Consider the following 19,083-nt stretch of genomic DNA (forward strand, 5'->3'; position numbering starts at 1 on the left):
TTGCATTTTTAAAAATGCAAAACCCCACAGGTTTTTAAAAATTAATTAGGAATCAGGTTTTGTCTTTTAAAGACATCTGAAATTCATGAAACAAAAAGAAAAATTGACCTCTTTCGATGTCTGTTTCTAAATAGAAATATTCTCAAAGTCACTAACCTCTTCTTCTACAAACAGGTCATTATTAGCCCATAAAGAATTTTCTATTTCTGATGCCAATTTTTCAATAGTAGGATTACTAAATAAAGTAACAAAGTCAATTTTCACATTGAATTCTTTACTTACTCTTGATGTAAATTGAATTGCTCTAAGACTATTACCTCCTAGCATAAAGAAATTATCTCGAATTCCTATACGCTCTCTCTGTAACAACTCTTGACATATGGATGCTAATTTTTCTTGAATATCATTTTCTGGAGCTACATATGGAATTTCTTTAGATAATTTCACCCCTTTTATTTGGGCTAATGCATCCTTATCTAATTTACCATTCTCGTTCAATGGAATTGTGTCTAACTGAATATAAACATCTGGTATCATATAATCAGGAAGACTTTCTGACAAAAACATATTTAATTCGTTAACGTCTTCTTCTACCTCAGATACAAAGTAGGCTACAATTTGCTTCCCTACACCTTCATTTTCAGTAACAATCGCTACTTTACTGACACTCTCTTTTAAGGCTAAATGATTCGCTATTTCACCTAACTCTACTCTATATCCTCTGATCTTTAACTGATCATCATTTCTTCCAATATATTCTATAGTACCATCTGATAACCATCGTGCTAAATCACCCGTTTTATATAAACGTTCTCCTTTTTTAAATGGATGTGCAACAAATTTGTCTGAAGTCAACTCTTCTCGATATAAGTAACCTCTTGACAAACCTTCTCCAGAAATACAAAGTTCTCCTTCTACACCTATAGGTTGTAATTCTAAATCTTCTGATAGAATATATACCTCTGTATTAGAAATAGGTCGACCAATAGGAATTACTTCTCCTGTTCGGTCTATAAGATCAAATGAAGTGGTAACAATTGTATTTTCAGAAGGCCCATAATTATTATAAATATTCAAGTTTATAGGCTCATTAGGAAGTCTCAATGCTTCTCCTCCGGTGACAATTTTTGTGTTTTGTAAGTCCACTTTTTGGGCAACAAATTCTTCACATATTTTTGTTGGCAAATATGCATGTGTTATCGCATTATCATTTAGAAAATCTACAAGAAGATTGATATTATATCTAACATTTTTATCTGCAATAGGATATAATGATCCTCCAGATAGCAAGTATGGATAAATCTCCCAAACGGATGCATCAAAACCAATTCCAGCAAATAATGTACTTCGACTAGATGTGTCTAACTGATACTCATTGATATGCCAGTAACATAAATTGACAAGACTTCTATGCTCAATCATGACACCTTTAGGCTTCCCTGTAGATCCAGACGTGTATATGATATATGCTAAATTAGACGAAGACATATTGATATCTGGACGTTCTTCTGAAAGCCCATCTACGTCATTAAAAGCATCTAGTAAACTTGTAGTAATTGTAATTTTAGAATTACTATCATCTTCTATATACTTAATTCTTTGCTCTGGATAATTAGGATCAATAGGCACATACGCTGCACCACACTTTAATACTGCTAATAATGAAATCACTAACCACTCACTTCTTTCTAGTTTTACAGCTATTAAATCTTCCAATCCAATAGCATACTTAGATAATAGATAGTTTGCTAATTGATTTGATAAAACATCTACATCATTGTATGTAAATTCCTTGTTATCAAAAACTAAAGCAATTGCATCTGGCGTTTTTAATACTTGATCACTAAATAAATCAATGACCGTTTTATCTGAAGGAAATTCAACCTTTGTAGTATTAAATTCTTCTAAAAGCTTATGCTGTTCTGCTTCAGGAATGATATCTAATGTATTTATTTTATTATCTGAACACTTTAAAAATGCCTGTAAGAAATTATCATAATACACCATTAGATCCTTCAATGTATGATTTGATCTAAGCATCCTTTTATTCTTAATTGTAATAGAACAAAAATCACCTGTTAAGTTTACACTAACATCTAAAAATGTATTCGTAGTCTCAAAACTCTCATGTGAAAAACTTTCATTTTCACGATCAGATTGTGTTGCTATAAACTTTTCATCTTCAATCAATTCGTGTAAAACATGGAAATCTACATAATTAAATATGGTGTCAAAAAATGGATTTTCATCTATCGTGTTCTCATCTACTAATTGTGAAATATCAAGTAAAGAAATACGATCCTTCCCTTTCAATTCTTGAAGCTCTATTTCTATTGCCTTGATATAATCTAACCAAGAAGATTCTTTTGAAAACTCATTTTTAAATCTAAAAGGCACCGTATTTAAAAAGCAACCCATTAACTTATCTCCATCTTCAACAAAAGGTCTTCTATGTGAAACCATCCCTACAGTAACATCCTTTTTTGAAGATAACATACTTAAACAATACACATAACCACTAAAGAAAAGTGCCTTCAGAGTAATTCCATTTTCTGTACACTTTTTCAGGATATTATCTTTAAATTCTTTACCGTATCCCTTAGATACTGAATCTGTTTGATTTTCATTTGTAAATATGTCTAATCTATTATAATTAGTCATTTTACTTTTCCAGTACGTGATATTACGCTCATTTTTTCGTTCTAAAATATCTGAAATAATACTATCTTCCATGCTACATTTTAAAGGCATAGGACGGTAATTCTCATCTACCTTTAATGACTCATATATTTCAAATAGTTCTTTTCTTATATTTTTTTCACTCCATCCATCTAGTATTGCATGATGGAATTGGAATACAAAAATGATTTCAGTCTCATTTATTTGAAACAGGTTAATTCGCCATAATGGTGCTTTTGTAACATCAAAAGGATGGTTTTCTCGTTCATTTGTTAAAAAACCTTGAATGTAGTTTTCTCTTCCTTTCTTATCCTCAATAGTTCTCAAGTCTTCAGAATTGATTTCAATAGGAATTTCATTATAGATAATTTGAACTTGTTGTTCATAGTCAGATAAATGATATGAAGTTCTTAGCGTTTCATGCTTATTAACCAATAAACGCATGGCTTGTTTTAACAATTCAATATCTAGTAATGCTAATTGAAACAAAAATTGATCATGATAGATTCCTAACTCGCCATTATTTCTCATTAACTGGCTTGTCACAATCATTCCTAATTGTATATCACTTAATGGATATACATTAGCAATTGTACTCGCTAACGGATGATCCTTTAAAACATCATATTCAAAAGCCTCTAATGAAGTCTTTGCTTCCTCTACCAATGCTTCATAATTACTTGTATTGTCCTGTGAAAACTCTTCTATGAATAAGGATAAATCTTCGATCGTTGGATTTTCATAAAACGATGCTATTGGGAATTGAATATTGAAAGACTTCTTTATTTTACTTACCAAACGAATCATCTTTATAGAATCACCTCCTAGCATAAAATAATTATCCTTAATTCCTATTTTTTCTATTTTAAGATCTTCTTGCCAAATAGTAGCCAATTGTTCCTGTATAGGAGTAGCAGGTGCTACATATTCTTCAAAACTTAAATCAGAAGTTTCAGGATCAGGAAGTGCTTTTGTATTGATCTTTCCATTTGCTGTTAATGGGAAACTATCCAGTTTAACAAATACTTGTGGTACCATATACTCTGGAAGATTCTCTTTAAGAGTAGCAATCGTTTCTTTTTCATTAAAATCATTTTCATTGATCACATAGGCTACTAATTGCTTACTTCCATACTCATTTTCTTTAGCTACTATTACCGCCTGTTTTAGGGTAGGTAATTGTTCTAATTGGTTTTCTATTTCTCCAAGTTCAATTCGATATCCACGTATTTTAACCTGTCTATCAATTCTCCCTAGGTATTCTATAGACCCGTTTGGAAGCCATCTTGCTAAATCTCCGGTTTTATATAGGTTTCCGCTTTCGCGAAAGCGGTTAAAGACAAATTTTTCTGCTGTTAATTCCGGACGATTTAAATAGCCTCTCGCTACCTGAACACCGCCTATCAATAATTCTCCAGCAACACCTACAGGTTGTATTTCCATTGCTTTATTTACAATATATAATTGTGTATTTGCAACAGGACTTCCTATCGTTACTCCTAGTTTTTCTGTATCTACAAATGTTAAATCTACCGAAGTAACATCTATCGCAGCTTCTGTAGGTCCATATAAATTATGGATACGCGTAGTTCCTAATTTTTCTTTCGTTTTAGATACTAACGCTGATGATAATGCTTCTCCACTACATACAATATGTTGTAATTCTTGACATCTTCCAGCTCCCAAATCTTCCAGGAACATTCCTAACATTGACGGTACAAAATGAACAATCGTAACCTCTTTTCCTTCTATAACATCTTGCATATAACTAGGATCCTTATGCCCTTCTGGTCGCGCAAGTACCATCTTACAACCTACTATTAATGGCATTATTAATTCCCATACAGATACATCAAAAGTATAAGTGGTTTTTTGTAGAATTACAGATGCCGTATCAATAGTTAATTCATCACGCATCCATAACAAACGATTTACTAATGCTTGATGCTCATTTAATACTCCTTTTGGATTACCGGTTGTTCCTGAAGTATATATACAATAGGCTAATTGATTAGGTAAAATTTCATCTCCTGAGAAAGTAGTAGCATAAGACTCATATGTAAAATCATCTAAGCAAACTACAGGTAATACTTGAATTGCACTCGCATGTTCTTTACTACTTACTACTAATTTTGCATGAGTATCTTCTAGGATATATTGTATACGTTCTTGAGGATATCTAGGATCAATAGGAACATAAGCCCCTCCTACTTTTAAAATAGCTAGAATACCTATAACCATTTCTAATGAACGGTCAATACATATTGGAATTAAATTTTCCTTTTCAACGCCTTGTTCCACAAGGAAATTAGCTAGTTGATTTGTTTTTACATCTAGTTCTTTAAAAGTTAATTGAGTATCTTCAAAAAGCAACGCTATTTCATCAGGATACTGATTTACATTTTCTAAGAATAAATCTAACACTGTTTGTTCCAGGTTATAATCAGTACCCGTAGCATTAAAATCTTCTAATAACTCTTTTCTTTCTGAAGTTGTCAAATAGTTTAATTCTTCTACCGTATTAGATTGGATAATACTATCTAATAATTCATTAAAATGCGCATGAATTCTTTTGATATCTTCTTCTGAAATCAACGTTGAATTATATCCAAAATCTATGGATAATTCTCTCTCAGAAGCATGACCTATAGCAAGGGTTAATGCATAATTAGTTTGTTCTTTCCCTTTAATATTTTCTATTGCCAAATCTGTTTTAACAGACTGGATAGATTCTACAGGGTAATTTTCAAACACCATCATACTATCAAACAATTCGCCAGAAACAGCACTCACTTTTTGAATTTGAGATAATGAAGAATGACCGTATTCTTCTCTCGATGTGGTATACTTCTTTTGAAGATCTACCAACCAATCAACAACTTTCATATCATCTTGCACTGCTGTACATAATGGAATGGTATTGATATATAGTCCTACACGAGTTTCTATATCTTCTATTTCGGTAGGGCGTCCAGAAATAACCGTTCCAAAAGCAACTACTGAATTTCTTGTGTAACGTGATAATAAATAAGACCATACTCCTTGAACAATCGTATTAATTGTAATATGATTAGATTGTGCAAAAGACTCTAATTGTTTTACATAATCACTTCCCTTAGATAATATTAGATTCTGATTTCCAAATGTCTTATTTCGATCCTTCTTTTTATTAATAAAAGGCAATAATGTTGGCTCCTCTAAATCTTGTAAGTGATCTTCCCAATACGTAAGTGTCTGTATTTGATCTTTCGATTGTATATACTTAATATAGTCTTTGTAATTATCTTTCTTTACGTTGGTATGTAACGTCTTTTTATCTACTAACGTTTGATACGACGAAATAAACTCTGAGAAAATAATTGGGAGCGACCAGCCATCAAAAAGAAGGTGATGATGTGTAAATACTAATTTTGTACGATCATCTGCTATTTTGAGTAAGGTCAATCTAAATAATGGTGGTACTTCTAGATCAAATGGTGTATTTGCATCTCCTTCTAGAAACGTAGCAATATCTTGCTCTAACTCTCCACTACTCTTATCTTCATAAGACACAACTGTAATAGGTATATCTACATGGTTATATACGCACTGAACAGGAACACCCATCGTTTCATAATAAAAAGAGGTTCTAAGAGTACTATGCTTTTTCAATAATAACTCCCATGCTTCTTTAAAGAAATCCAATTGCAAATCTCCTACCATATCAAAACTTAACTGAACTACATAGGCATTTGCATCTTCATTGTATAGACTATGAAATAATAATCCTTCTTGTAATGGACTAAATTTATATACATCTTCTATAGCATATGGATGGTTACTTTGTTTAAAAGCGCTTAGTTCATCATATGTAACAAGACCATTCAACCCATGATCATACGGTGTGGCAATAGGAGTATCTATAGAAGTACATAAAGTGATTATTTCTAATAAAGAGGCTTTAAATCTATCTGCAATAGTGGCAATAGTAGCTTCATGATATCGATTAGTATCGTATACCCATGTAAATCGCAATACATCTTGAACAATGCTTCCGTTAATAATAAGTTTACTTGAAATTTTATTAGCAGCTCCTATATCATTGCCTTTTGACTCAAACGCAAAATCAAAAAGCCCTTCTTCATTTTGGTTATTTCCAAACTGACCTAGATAGTTAAATTTAATTTGCTCTATATCTTTAGAAAGATCTGATCTTACATCTTTTTCTGAAGACAAATACCTTAATACACCATACCCAATACCTTTATTAGGGACAGCTCTTAATGCTTCTTTTGTCTCTACTAGTGTTAGTGCCAACTCTTTTTTATCACTAAGTAATAAAGGGTATAATGAGGTAAACCAACCAGCCGTTTTACTTAAATCTACATCATCAAAAATATCTTCTCTACCATGTCCTTCAAGTCCTATCACTGTTTCTGACATTCCAGACCACTCTGATAGGCTTACAGATAATGCTGTTAATAACAGGTCATTAATCTCTGTTCCATAAGCATGATGACACTCTTGTAATAAGCTTTGTGTTTCTTCTTTAGTAAGCTGTATATTGAATGTATCTGTTTCTGTATATACTGTAGCTTCCTCATACGCAGTATCTTGTGGAATTACACTCGTCTTTGCAATAATAGATTTCCAATAAGGAAGTTCTGATAGTAATTCTCTACTATCTGCATATTCTTTTAATCGTTCTTGCCATTGTCTATATGAAGTTGTTTTTTCTTCTAAAACCACTTCTTTTCCAGACATTAATGCGGTTATATAAGAAGATAAATCTTCTACTAAAACACGCCATGAAATTCCATCTACTACTAGATGATGTGCCACCATAAAGAGTCTATTAAACTCATCTGATGGTGGGGTTTCTATAATCACAAATTTTGCAATATCGCCCTTTTCAATAGCTATATTTTCTTGATAAAACTCACATATTTGAGTAATCTCTTCATCTATTGAATCATCTGTATCTAGCAACGATTTTACAGCTATATCTGGAATTGTTGTTTGATAAACTCCTTGATATCCTGTAGCTGTTTTTTCATATTTCAATCTCAATGCATCATGCTGTTGCATAAGGTATGTTACAGCCTTAGTAAGTATTGCAACATCCACATCTTTTGAGAGTGTCAATAAAACAGACTGATTATAGTGGTTATAATTGACATACTCTTTTTCAAAGAAAGAATGGTGTATAGGTAATAATCCTGAAGTACCTTCTAAAATACCTTGTTCACTAATAACAGTTACATCTGTTTTTAAGTTTTTAGCAATTTCATAAATAGTTTGATTCGTAAAAATGTCACGTACTTTTAATACAACTCCTTTCTTTTTTGCTCTACTCACCAGTTGAATTGCCATGATAGAATCTCCTCCCATAGAAAAGAAATTATCATAGATACTCACTTCTTTCACTCCTAGTACTTCTTGCCAAATCGAAGCAAGTACAATTTGCTCATGAGTTTGAGGAGCTACAAATTTTTCTGAACTACTAGTAAAGTCCTCAGGTTCTGGCAGTGCCCTTTTATCTATTTTTCCATTGGTAGTAAGCGGAAATGTGTCTAATACCACATATAATTGTGGAATCATATATTCTGGTAGTTTCTGTGCTAGTTCTTTTACAGCTTTATGCTTATCAAAAGCCTCTCCTACTACATAGGTAACTAATCGCTTAAGGCCATTTGGTCCTTCTTTTGCGATCACAACTACTTGATCTACCTCAGAAAGTTCTTCTAGTCTTAATTCGATTTCAGCTAGTTCTATACGGTGTCCTCTTATTTTTACTTGATCGTCTTTTCTGCCCATATATTCTACAGAGCCGTCAGGAAGCCATCTCGCTAAATCTCCAGTTTTATATAGGTTTCCGCTTTCGCGAAAGCGGTTAAAGACAAATTTTTCTGCCGTTAGATCTGGACGATTTAAATAGCCTCTCGCTACTTGAGTACCAGACAAACATAACTCGCCTATAACTCCTACCGGTACAAGCATCTCAGACTCACTAAGAATATAACAGGACGTATTATCTATAGGCTTTCCTATAGGAATTACTGTTCCTAATTTATCTTCTGCAGTTATCGTGTGCATTAATGTTGTAATGGTTACTTCTGTAGGTCCATACTTATTAATACATACAATGCCGTCTCTCCATTTGTTTACCAGGTTTACAGAACAAGCTTCTCCTCCTGAAACAACACGTTTTAAGCTAGGGTATTCCTTTTCTGGAACTAACTCAAGAAAACTAGGTGTTGCATGTAGATGCGTAATCGAATGGTCTTCTAAATAAGCACCTATCTTTTCACTATCCATGATCGTATCATATTCTGGAATATATAAAGTAGCTCCAGAAGAAAGGCTTATAAAAATTTGCTCGATAGAAGCATCAAAAACATAGTTGGAAAAAAGAAGAACGTTCTCTTCATTAGTCATTGAAAAATAATGCAATTGATGAGCGATATAATTCATGAACCCTTTATGTTCTACAAGAACTCCTTTAGGTGTTCCTGTAGTTCCTGATGTATAAATAGAATATGCTAGATTTTCACCTGTAACATTAATATTTACTTTAGCTGTTTTAGAACTTAAGCTTGTAGTGTCATCTACACATAGAATAATGTGTTCTTGATCTGTTTGTAAAACATCTAGAAGTGAAGCCTGAGAAACTATTATTTTTGCCCCTGAATCTTCCAGCATAAAATCTATTCTAGCTTTAGGATAACTAGGGTCTATAGGAACATAAGCTCCTCCAGCCTTCATAATTCCTAAAATACCAATAATCATTTCTAATGATCTATGGATACAGATAGGAACCAGTGTTTCTTTTTCTAGGCCGCTTTCAACTAAAGAGTTTGCTATTTGATTAGATCGTTCATCTAACTCTTTATAGGTTACTTGCGTATTTTCAAAAACAACAGCTACTGCATTAGGCTGTTCTATTACTTGTTTTTCAAATAGATCTAAAACAGTCGTATCTCCTAGACTTTCTTTATAAGTATCATTAAATTCATTAATTAGAATATCTTTTTCTTTGGTAGATAAGTAATCTACTAATCCAACACTTTGGTCGGTGTTCTCTAATAATGCGTTTAATAATAGTTTATAGTGTTTGATGAAGGTCTCCATTAGATGTTGATCGTACACATCTGAGTTATATTTCACGCTAAGTGAAATATACTCTCCTACTTCTTTAAAGCTAAAATCAATATCAAACTTGCTAACTACAGCTCCATAGTCTACAATACTATCTAATGTTTCTGTTACTAGTGGAGTCTCTGTGTCTTTGACATTATTTAGGTTTACCATCACATCAAAAAGTACACTTCTGCTCACATCTCTTTTTAAGTCTAAATCTTCTACTAATCTATCAAATGAATATTGTTGGTATTCATATGCTTTTAAGGTAGCTAGCTTTACATTTTCAAAAAGTGTTTTAAAGCTTTCAAGAGGTTTTACTTGGTTACGTAGTGGTAATGTATTTACATAAAATCCTATTTGATCTTCTAAATCAATATGATCTCTTCCTGCTACTGGGCTTCCTATAATAAAATCTTCTTGTGCAGTATATCTATGGAATAATGTATTTAATGAAGCTACTAATCCCATAAACAGACTTCCGCCCTGATCTTGGCAAAAATCTTTTAATTGATTAGAAAGATCTTTAGACAAATACGTTCCTAAACATTTACCATTTGTAGTTTTTAGCAAAGGGCGTTTTTGTGCGGTAGGCAAGTTTAGCAATGGTAATTCTCCTGAAAATTGACCCAGCCAGAACTCCTTTTGTTCTTTCACGTCTTCTTTTTCAAGTTGTTTTAATTGCCAAATTGCATAATCCTTATATTGAATTTTTAATGGTGCTATTGATGGCTCTTCATCTGCTTCTAATGCTTCATAGAAAGCTAGTACATCTTTTACAAGTATATCCATAGACCAACCATCACCAATAATATGATGCATATTATAATAGAACACATATTGCTCTTCTGATAATTGAAGTAAGGTTGCTCTTAATAATGGTCCGTTTTCTAAATCAAATAATCTATTGGTATCTTTTTGAACAAAGTCTTCTACAGCTTGTTTTTGATCTGTTACATCTCTTAAATCACATGTGTTAATAGCAAAGTTCACCTCTTCATTAGACAGGATATATTGTCTTATAGCTCCTGATTCATTTTCTCTAAAAACAGTTCTTAAAATCTCATGTCTATCTATAGTTGCCTTAATTGCCTTTTCAAGATTTTCTAGTGTATAATTACCTGACAAAAAGTGGTATGTAGGCATATTATATGCTATCGAGTTTTCTTCAAATTGACTTAAAACCCATAATCTATGTTGTGCATCTGACAATGGGTAGCTTTCTGCAATTTCAGCTTTCTCTATAGGTTCATGTTTTGACTTTATTGAATTAGCAATTAAATCCAAATGAGAAACCAATGAAGTATTTTGAAAGAGTTCACTAAACCCTAGTTTTACTCCAAACATTTTTTGATACACATTAATCAACTTAGCAATTTTAATACTATGCCCTCCAAGATCAAAGAAGTTATCATTAAGACCAATTGGATTTCTATGAAGTAATTCTTCCCATACTCCCACTACTATTTTCTCTGTATTTGTAGTAGGCGCCACATACTCAACCTCACTAGATAGTTGTTCTACAGATAGAGCTGGTAACTTAGAGGTATCTATTTTACCATTATTTGTTAGAGGCATTGAATCTAATTGCACGTATGTCCCAGGTACCATATAGTTAGGCACCTCTTTTGACAAGAATGTTCTTAATTCTGAAACAACTTCTTCTTGATTTGATACAAAATAAGCTGCTAGTTGCTTTTCTCCTTTTATTTCAAAAACTTGAACCGTAACTTCTTTAATACTCTCTTTAGCTAGTAATTTACTTTCTATCTCTCCTAGCTCTATTCTATATCCTCTTATTTTTACTTGATCATCTTTTCTACCTAAGAAATCTATCGTTCCATCCAATGCCCATTTTCCTAAATCTCCCGTTTTATAAAGTCGTTCTCCTGTAACAAATGGATTTTCAATAAAACGTTCTTTGGTAAGTTGAGGTTGATTTACATATCCTTTGGCTAATTGGTTTCCTCCTATATAAATTTCTCCTATAACTCCTATAGGTGCAAGATCTTTATTTTCATTTAAGATATAAATAGAGATATTATCTGTCGGTTTTCCTATAGATGTACTATTACTTTCAAGACTTTCTATTTTATTACTGATACATCCTACCGTAGACTCTGTAGGTCCATATTCATTCCATATCGTAACTTTTTCTCCATAATATGAGAATAATAAGGATACAGTTTCTGGTTGTAATGCTTCTCCTCCAATAATAAATGTCTTTTGTTCTTTACCTTGATAAGGAGTATCATTTAATAACATTTCTACAAGCACATTTACTTGAGAGGGTGTTAACTTAATTACATCAAAATCACTTTTTGAAACTAATTCTAGTACTTCTATTTGATTTTCAAAAGAAGGAAGTATATCAATGACACCTCCCGTTACAAGAGGGGTGAAAAGCGTTGTGATCGTTAAATCAAAAGAGAATGATGTACAAAGTATATATCGCAAAGGATTCTTTTGAGAATAACTATTACTAGCATAACATATATAATTATATAATGCTCCGTGAGATATTAGAGTTCCTTTAGGATTTCCTGTCGTACCAGATGTATAAATAACATATGCATTTTGAGTAGGCTGTACTTCAAATTCAGGACGTACTTCAGAATATTCCTCATAATCAATAGTATCTAAATGAATAACATCTATCTTATCAAACGTATCTGCTAGCGTAGTAGTACTTAATAGTAATGTTGACGAAATATCTTCTAGTATATAATGTATTCTACTCTCTGGATACGATGGATCTATAGGAACATACGTCGCTCCAGCTTTTAGAACACCTAGTATTCCTACAATCATTTCTATAGAACGATTTACGCTTATTGGAAGTAATTGTCCAGAAGTAACTCCTTTCTCTAATAAGAGATTAGCCAACTGATTTGATTTTACATCCAGCTCATTGTAAGTCAACTCTTTCCCCTCAAATAGAATGGCTGTATGCTGAGGATTTTTAGATACTTGATGATAAAACTCATCAAGTACAGTCACATTGTTAGGGTAATCAGTTTGAGTTTCATTAAATGTTTTTAATAGTATTTTCTTTTCTTCTGATGATAGAAAATCTATTTGAGCTATTAGTTGTTCAGGTTGATAAACTACTTCTGACAGCAATTGTTTAAAATGCATCATGAAGCTCTCTATCATAGATTTACTATAGATATCCGTATTATATCTGGTTTCAAAACTTAAACATCCCCCTATTTCTTTAAAACTAACTTCTATATCAAACTTACTAGCGTCTTGCCCGTAATCTACAATCGTATCAACTTTTTGAGGATCAATAATAGCCTCATTGCCTCCAATATTCTGAAGAGATACCATAATATCAAAGATCACACTACGACTTAAATCTCTCTTTAATTGTAAATCTTCAACAAGTCTATCGAATGGATATTGTTGATGTTCATAGGCACCTAAAGTAGTTTCTTTTACACGATCAAATAGGGTCTGGAAATTATCTTCTTCTTCAATTTGATTACGTAATGCAAGTGTATTTACATAGAATCCCATTTGGTCTTCAAGATCCATATGATCTCTACCTGCCACAGGTGTTCCTAGGATAAAATCTTTTTGAGAAGTATACTTATAAAGTAGTGCATTGAACGTAGTAATTAACCCCATGTAAAGGATTCCTCCGTTTTCTTTACAAAACCCTTTTAAAGCTTCTGTAACTTCTTTTGACACATACGTTCCTAAACGTCTTCCATTACTTGTTTTAACAGCTGGACGTTTTTTTGAAGCAGGTAAATCTATAACAGGCAGTGTTCCTGAAAATTGCTGCATCCAATATTCTCTACGCTTTTTTGAAGACGCTTCTTCTAATTGTGATAATTGCCAAGTAGCATAATCTTTATACTGTATTCTAAGTTCTGGTAAATTAACAGGTGTACCTGTTTCATATGATGTATAATATGCTAAGACATCACGTGACAGGATATCCATAGACCAACCATCACTTATGATGTGATGCATATTGTAATAAAATACATATTGGTCATCTTCTGTTTGTAATAGAGATGCTCTAATTAATGGACCATTAGCAAGATCAAATTCTTTAACTGCATCTTCTTGTATATAGGCTGCTGCTTTACTTTTTTTATCTTTTTCATTTCTAAAATCTTGATAATCTATCGTAAAGTTTAATTCTTCTGTAGCTAAAACCCACTGGCGTATTTCTCCAGATGCATCTTCTCTAAATACCGTTCTTAAAATCTCATGTCTATTGATTGTAGCATCAATTGCTTTCTTGAAATTTTCGATGTCATAATTTCCATCTAGCACACTATCTAAAGGCATATTATAAGCTACAGACCCTTTGTCAAATTGACTTAAGATCCAAAGTCTTTTCTGTGCGTCAGACAAAGGATAATTAGCCTGCTCTTCTACAGCCTTAATTTCTTCATACTTTTTAGTGTCAGTATATTTCTTAAGAAACTTAATTAATGCCTCTTTATTGGCTTTAATTTCTTGTAGAATTTCATTATCAATCTCGTCGTCATAACTCAATTCAAGTTTATCTCCAACTAATGAAATATAAATATTTTTACGCTCTAATTTGTTAATTAAGTTGATCATCACTATCTGAGAATTTTTCGTTTTGTAGTCACTATTAAGTCCATTAGCCTTAACACTTTATTTGTTTAATCAGCTAATATGTTGAAGTAGAAAAAACCTTCACTATTGAAGTATACAATAGCTGTTCAGGCCAAAAAGATTTTTAAGGATTACATCCATTTCTTTTTGATAATTATTCTAAAACTTCACAATGGATATTGTAAAGTTTCGTCTGGTATTATTTTACATCTTGGTAAGAAAATTCAAAATCTATATCTCTATTTTGTGTTTTCCTTTTTTATTATTTTGAATAGCGTCAATAAGCTTTTGAGCCATTTCAATTTCACTTGCCAATGCTTTAATGGTAGGTTTGTCAAAGAAATCTTCAATGGTAAGCTCTATATTGAACATCTTAAACAAGCGGTTTGATAAGGTCATTGCTTTTAATGAATCTCCTCCTAACTCAAAGAAATTATCCTCAACACCAATATTTGTATAGCCAAAGAAATCTTCCAATAACGTACTGATTTCCTTTTCTATCTCTGTACTAGGAGCGACATATTCATTGGTTAAATAAGCTCTGTCAAATTCTTCATTAGTAATGTCTAATGGAGTATCAGTTTGAACAACACTTGGTTCGTTTGTTTGAGCTACCCACTTCGCTATTCTAGCAGAAAGATCTGTAGTAGAAACTACGATCTGAGGCATTGTATCTATAGATAAAACTCTTTCTAATACATCTACAACTGTGGTCGTATTTAATCCCTTAGCACTCTGTTGAGATTCTTTTAGTTGTAAACCATCATAGTTAATGCTCACACTGTTTTTAATTTTTCCCGCTTGCGCGAAAAAATCCATAAAAGTATTCCCCGAAGCATAAGAAGCATATTCTTTTCCTCCTAAAACTGAAGAAAGCGATGAAGACAATACGCAGAAATCTAATGTCTGATCTTTAAATATTTCTGCAAGAACCTCTACTCCATTTACTTTAGGTTCAAATTGTTTTTCGCAGTCTTCTACTTTTAAAAAGTTGATACTTCTAAAAGATGTACCAGTAAGCACTCCTGCTGTATGTATAACACCATGAATATCTCCAAAAACAGAGGTTCCTTTTTCAATAGCATTTTGTACTTCTTCTAGATGATTAATAGACGCTTTATAGTATAATACATGTCCCAATTTTTCTAATTCACTTAATCGAGTATACTTTGCTTCATCTTCCTCTTTATTTACATCTGTTCGACCAAGTAATATTAAAGATGCATTATAGGTTTCCAGTAAATATTTTGAATAGGTAAATCCAAGATCTCCGAGTCCCCCAGTGATTAAATAAACTCCACCTCTTTTAATTTTTGTATTAGTTGGTTCAGACTTTTCTATTTGTATAGGATTATAATCTTTAATCCATCGTGTTCCCAAACGATACGAAATACAAGTATCTGAAACATTTGCAGTACTCTCCTGAAGAATATTTTCAACACTTCTTGTTGTATCATCTTGTGACGAAATATCTATAGCCGTACACTTTACAGATGGGTTTTCTTGTGTAATTACAGGCACTAATCCCAGTACCATTGAGGTATAAGGATTTGTCTCCTCGTTACCAAGTACAACCTGTACATCTCGCGTCACTACAGAAAGATCAACTACCGATGTTAGTTCAAAACTCTGTAAGCATTTAGCGATATGTAATAAACTATAAACGCCAAGTTCTTTCTCAGCTTCCTTATCATCTATCGTAAATAGGTGTATGATATTGGTGAGTGCACAATTTTGTTCTTTAAGATCTAAAAACAATTTTTCATAATCTGTATACTCACTTGTATTTAGTTCAAATTGAGTATCTGATTTTTTAGTAAAATCATTGCCTTGTCTTACCTCGATAACCTGCGCTCCTTTTTCTTTTAATTTTTGAACCGTAATCTCGCCATAACCTGAATCATCCATAAAAACCAAGTAGGTTTTTGTATCAGACACCTCCTGATGATCTCCTAGTAATCTAGATTTTTTCCAAGTAGGCTCATAAAACCATTCTGAGATAGGTTTTTCTGATGTACGTACTTCCAAATTAGCAAGTGCTTCAAAAGGATTTACATTGGCATCCAGTGTATGTGTATCAAAATTGTATGTTGGAGCAGCTACTTTATTACGAGTTTCAGCTGCATAGTATGCTTTCCAATCTATGGCAACGCCAGAACCCCATAAATTTCCGATAGCTTCGACTAATGATTGGTTATCATTTTTAGTTTCTTTTGGATGTCTTAATAATCCGACAACAGTACTGTTTTTGGTAAAATTTTCACTTTGCTTACAGAACGTTGATAATGTTTTTCCTGGCCCTACTTCAATACATATAGCATCTCCTTTTTTAAGTAAGAAATCGATTCCATCTGCAAAATATACAGTGCCTCTTAAATGTTGCACCCAGTAATCAGGAGAGGTTGCCTCTTCTGGTAAAATCTCTTTCCCTGTCACATTAGATATAAAAGGAAATTGAGGTTTTGAAAAAGAAACCTTTGTCAGTACTTCTTTATATTCATCTAGCATCACTTCCATCATATTTGAATGAAATGCATGCGATGTTTTTAATTTGGTAAATGGTATATCATTTTGCGATAAGACTTCGGTAAATTTCGCGACAGCGTGTTGATTACCCGAAACCACACAAGAGTTATTCGTATTGATCGCTGCAACAGATAATGCCTCATTCAAGAATGGTGTAATTTTACTTACTGGCATTCCAATTCCAAGCATATCCCCTTCTTCAATTTCACTCATTAAAGAAGCTCTCTTTACAAGAATACGTAATGCATCTTCAAAAGAGAATACCCCACTTATACAAGCTGCTACATACTCTCCTAAGCTATGACCTATCATATACTTTGGAGTCGCACCCCACTTCATTAATAGTCTAGCAAATGCATACTCAATTAAGAATAGTAGAGGTTGTGTGTACTGTGTTTGATTAATTTGTAGCGGATCTACGGTTTCATCGTTTGTATATCCTACTATACGTTGGTAATCTTCTCCAGTAATTGTATTCAGGATTTGGAAACCTTCATCCATGAACACTTTAAAATCAAGCTCTTGAAAGTATACATCTTTTGCCATTTGGAAGTATTGACTTCCTTGACCTGAAAACATAAACACAAGATTCTTTTTTGTATTAGCTTGGTATAATGGCAACTTGTTTTTGAGTCTTTTTAATGCCCCTTCATTCGTGTCAGAAACGACAACATTTCGATACATAAAAGGTTTTCTACCTACTTTAAGTGTATAGGCAATATCGGCTAGGTCATTTTCTTCTTTCGTACTTAAATACTCCGAGAGATCATTTTGATATCTTTCTAGAGAAGATGTTGTTTTTGCTGAATACACCAATAATTGAAAAGGTCTAGAAGGTGTTGTTTCTTCTACTTCAGGAGCTTCTTCTAAAACGACATGTGCATTGGTTCCTCCGATTCCAAAACTACTTACTCCCGCTCTAATAAGGTTTTTGTTTTCAGGCGTCCAATCTTTTAATTGCGCATTTACTTCAAAAGGACCTCCGTCAAAATTAATCTCAGGATTAGGGTTTGTAAAGTGTAATGATGGTGGAATCTTTCTGTTTTTTATAGCTAAACTAGTTTTGATAAAACCTGCGACTCCAGCGGCTGTATCTAAATGCCCCATATTTGTTTTAACAGATCCTATAGCACATTGATGATCTGTATCATAATTGAACGCTTTATTTAATGCCTCAATCTCTATAGGATCTCCCAATTTAGTTCCTGTACCATGTGCTTCGATATACGATATCGTATCGGGAGTTACATTTGCAATTCTGTGTGCTAACTTAATACAATCAGATTGTCCCGTTACACTAGGTGCTGTAAATCCAACTTTTCGTTTCCCATCATTATTTACAGCAGAAGATCGGATCACAGCATAAATATGATCTCTATCTTCTATAGCATCTTCGAGTCTTTTTAAAACTACAACACCAGCGCCATCTCCTCCAATAGTTCCCGTAGATTCTTTATCAAAAGCTTTACAATGCCCATCTTTAGAAGAGATCATCCCTTCTTGATAATGGTGCCCTTTGTTTTTAGTACTATCTAAACTCACACCACCGGCTAATGCCATTGAACATTCTTTTAACAAGAGATTTCTACAAGCTAAATGGATTGCAACTAATGAACTAGAACATGCTGTATTAATATAATAACTTGGTCCTGTAAGATTTAAACCGTACGAAATTAAAGTATGGGCAAAATTCTTATTTGATAATTGTGATGCATAATAAGGATTTACCTTATCACTAGGGTTTACCATCGTATGTGCGATCCAATTAAGATTATCGGAAGCAGAAACAAATAAGCCTACCTTTTTCTTATAGGTAGATACGTCACAAGAAGCATCTTCAAGTGCTAACCAAACTTGCTCGTGTAAAAGCCTTGTTTGTGGATCCATGCAATTTGCTTCATCTTTTGTATATCCAAAAAATGAGTAATCAAAACTACCTGGATGATCAATCACTGGTTTTGCTTTTACAAAACTTGGATTCTTAATGACTTCCTGACTTAAACCAAACTTTTCTAGCTCTTCATCACTATAAAATGAAATCAGTTCATTTCCAGCCATCAAATTTTGCCAAAATGCTTCTGGGTTTTCAGATTGAGGAAATTTGCAAGAGATTCCAACAATTGCAATGTCTTTTTTTCTAATTGCTTTACTCAT

Annotated in this window: 2 protein-coding genes; both read right to left on the reverse strand. The window is 32.8% G+C overall.

Annotation, left to right across the window (positions count from 1 at the left end):
• Positions 1-126: 126 nt before the first annotated feature.
• Entirely contained in the window at positions 127-14,385 is a 14,259-nt protein-coding gene (locus CHB80_RS23810; protein WP_089374032.1) for a non-ribosomal peptide synthetase, read from the reverse strand.
• Positions 14,386-14,634: 249 nt separating this feature from the next.
• Positions 14,635-19,083: a type I polyketide synthase gene (locus tag CHB80_RS23815; protein WP_089374033.1), complete on the reverse strand. Its 4,449-nt coding sequence runs from the start codon at positions 19,081-19,083 to the stop codon at positions 14,635-14,637.

It is taken from the genome of Dokdonia pacifica (assembly GCF_900188275.1).
Classification (GTDB): Bacteria; Bacteroidota; Bacteroidia; order Flavobacteriales; family Flavobacteriaceae; genus Dokdonia; species Dokdonia pacifica.

What these genes read in the sequence shown, in the direction of transcription:
- CHB80_RS23810 (WP_089374032.1), bottom strand. Translation starts at nt 14,385, where the DNA reads ATGATCAACTTAATTAACAAATTAGAGCGTAAAAATATTTATATTTCA.
- CHB80_RS23815 (WP_089374033.1), bottom strand. Translation starts at nt 19,083, where the DNA reads ATGAGTAAAGCAATTAGAAAAAAAGACATTGCAATTGTTGGAATCTCT.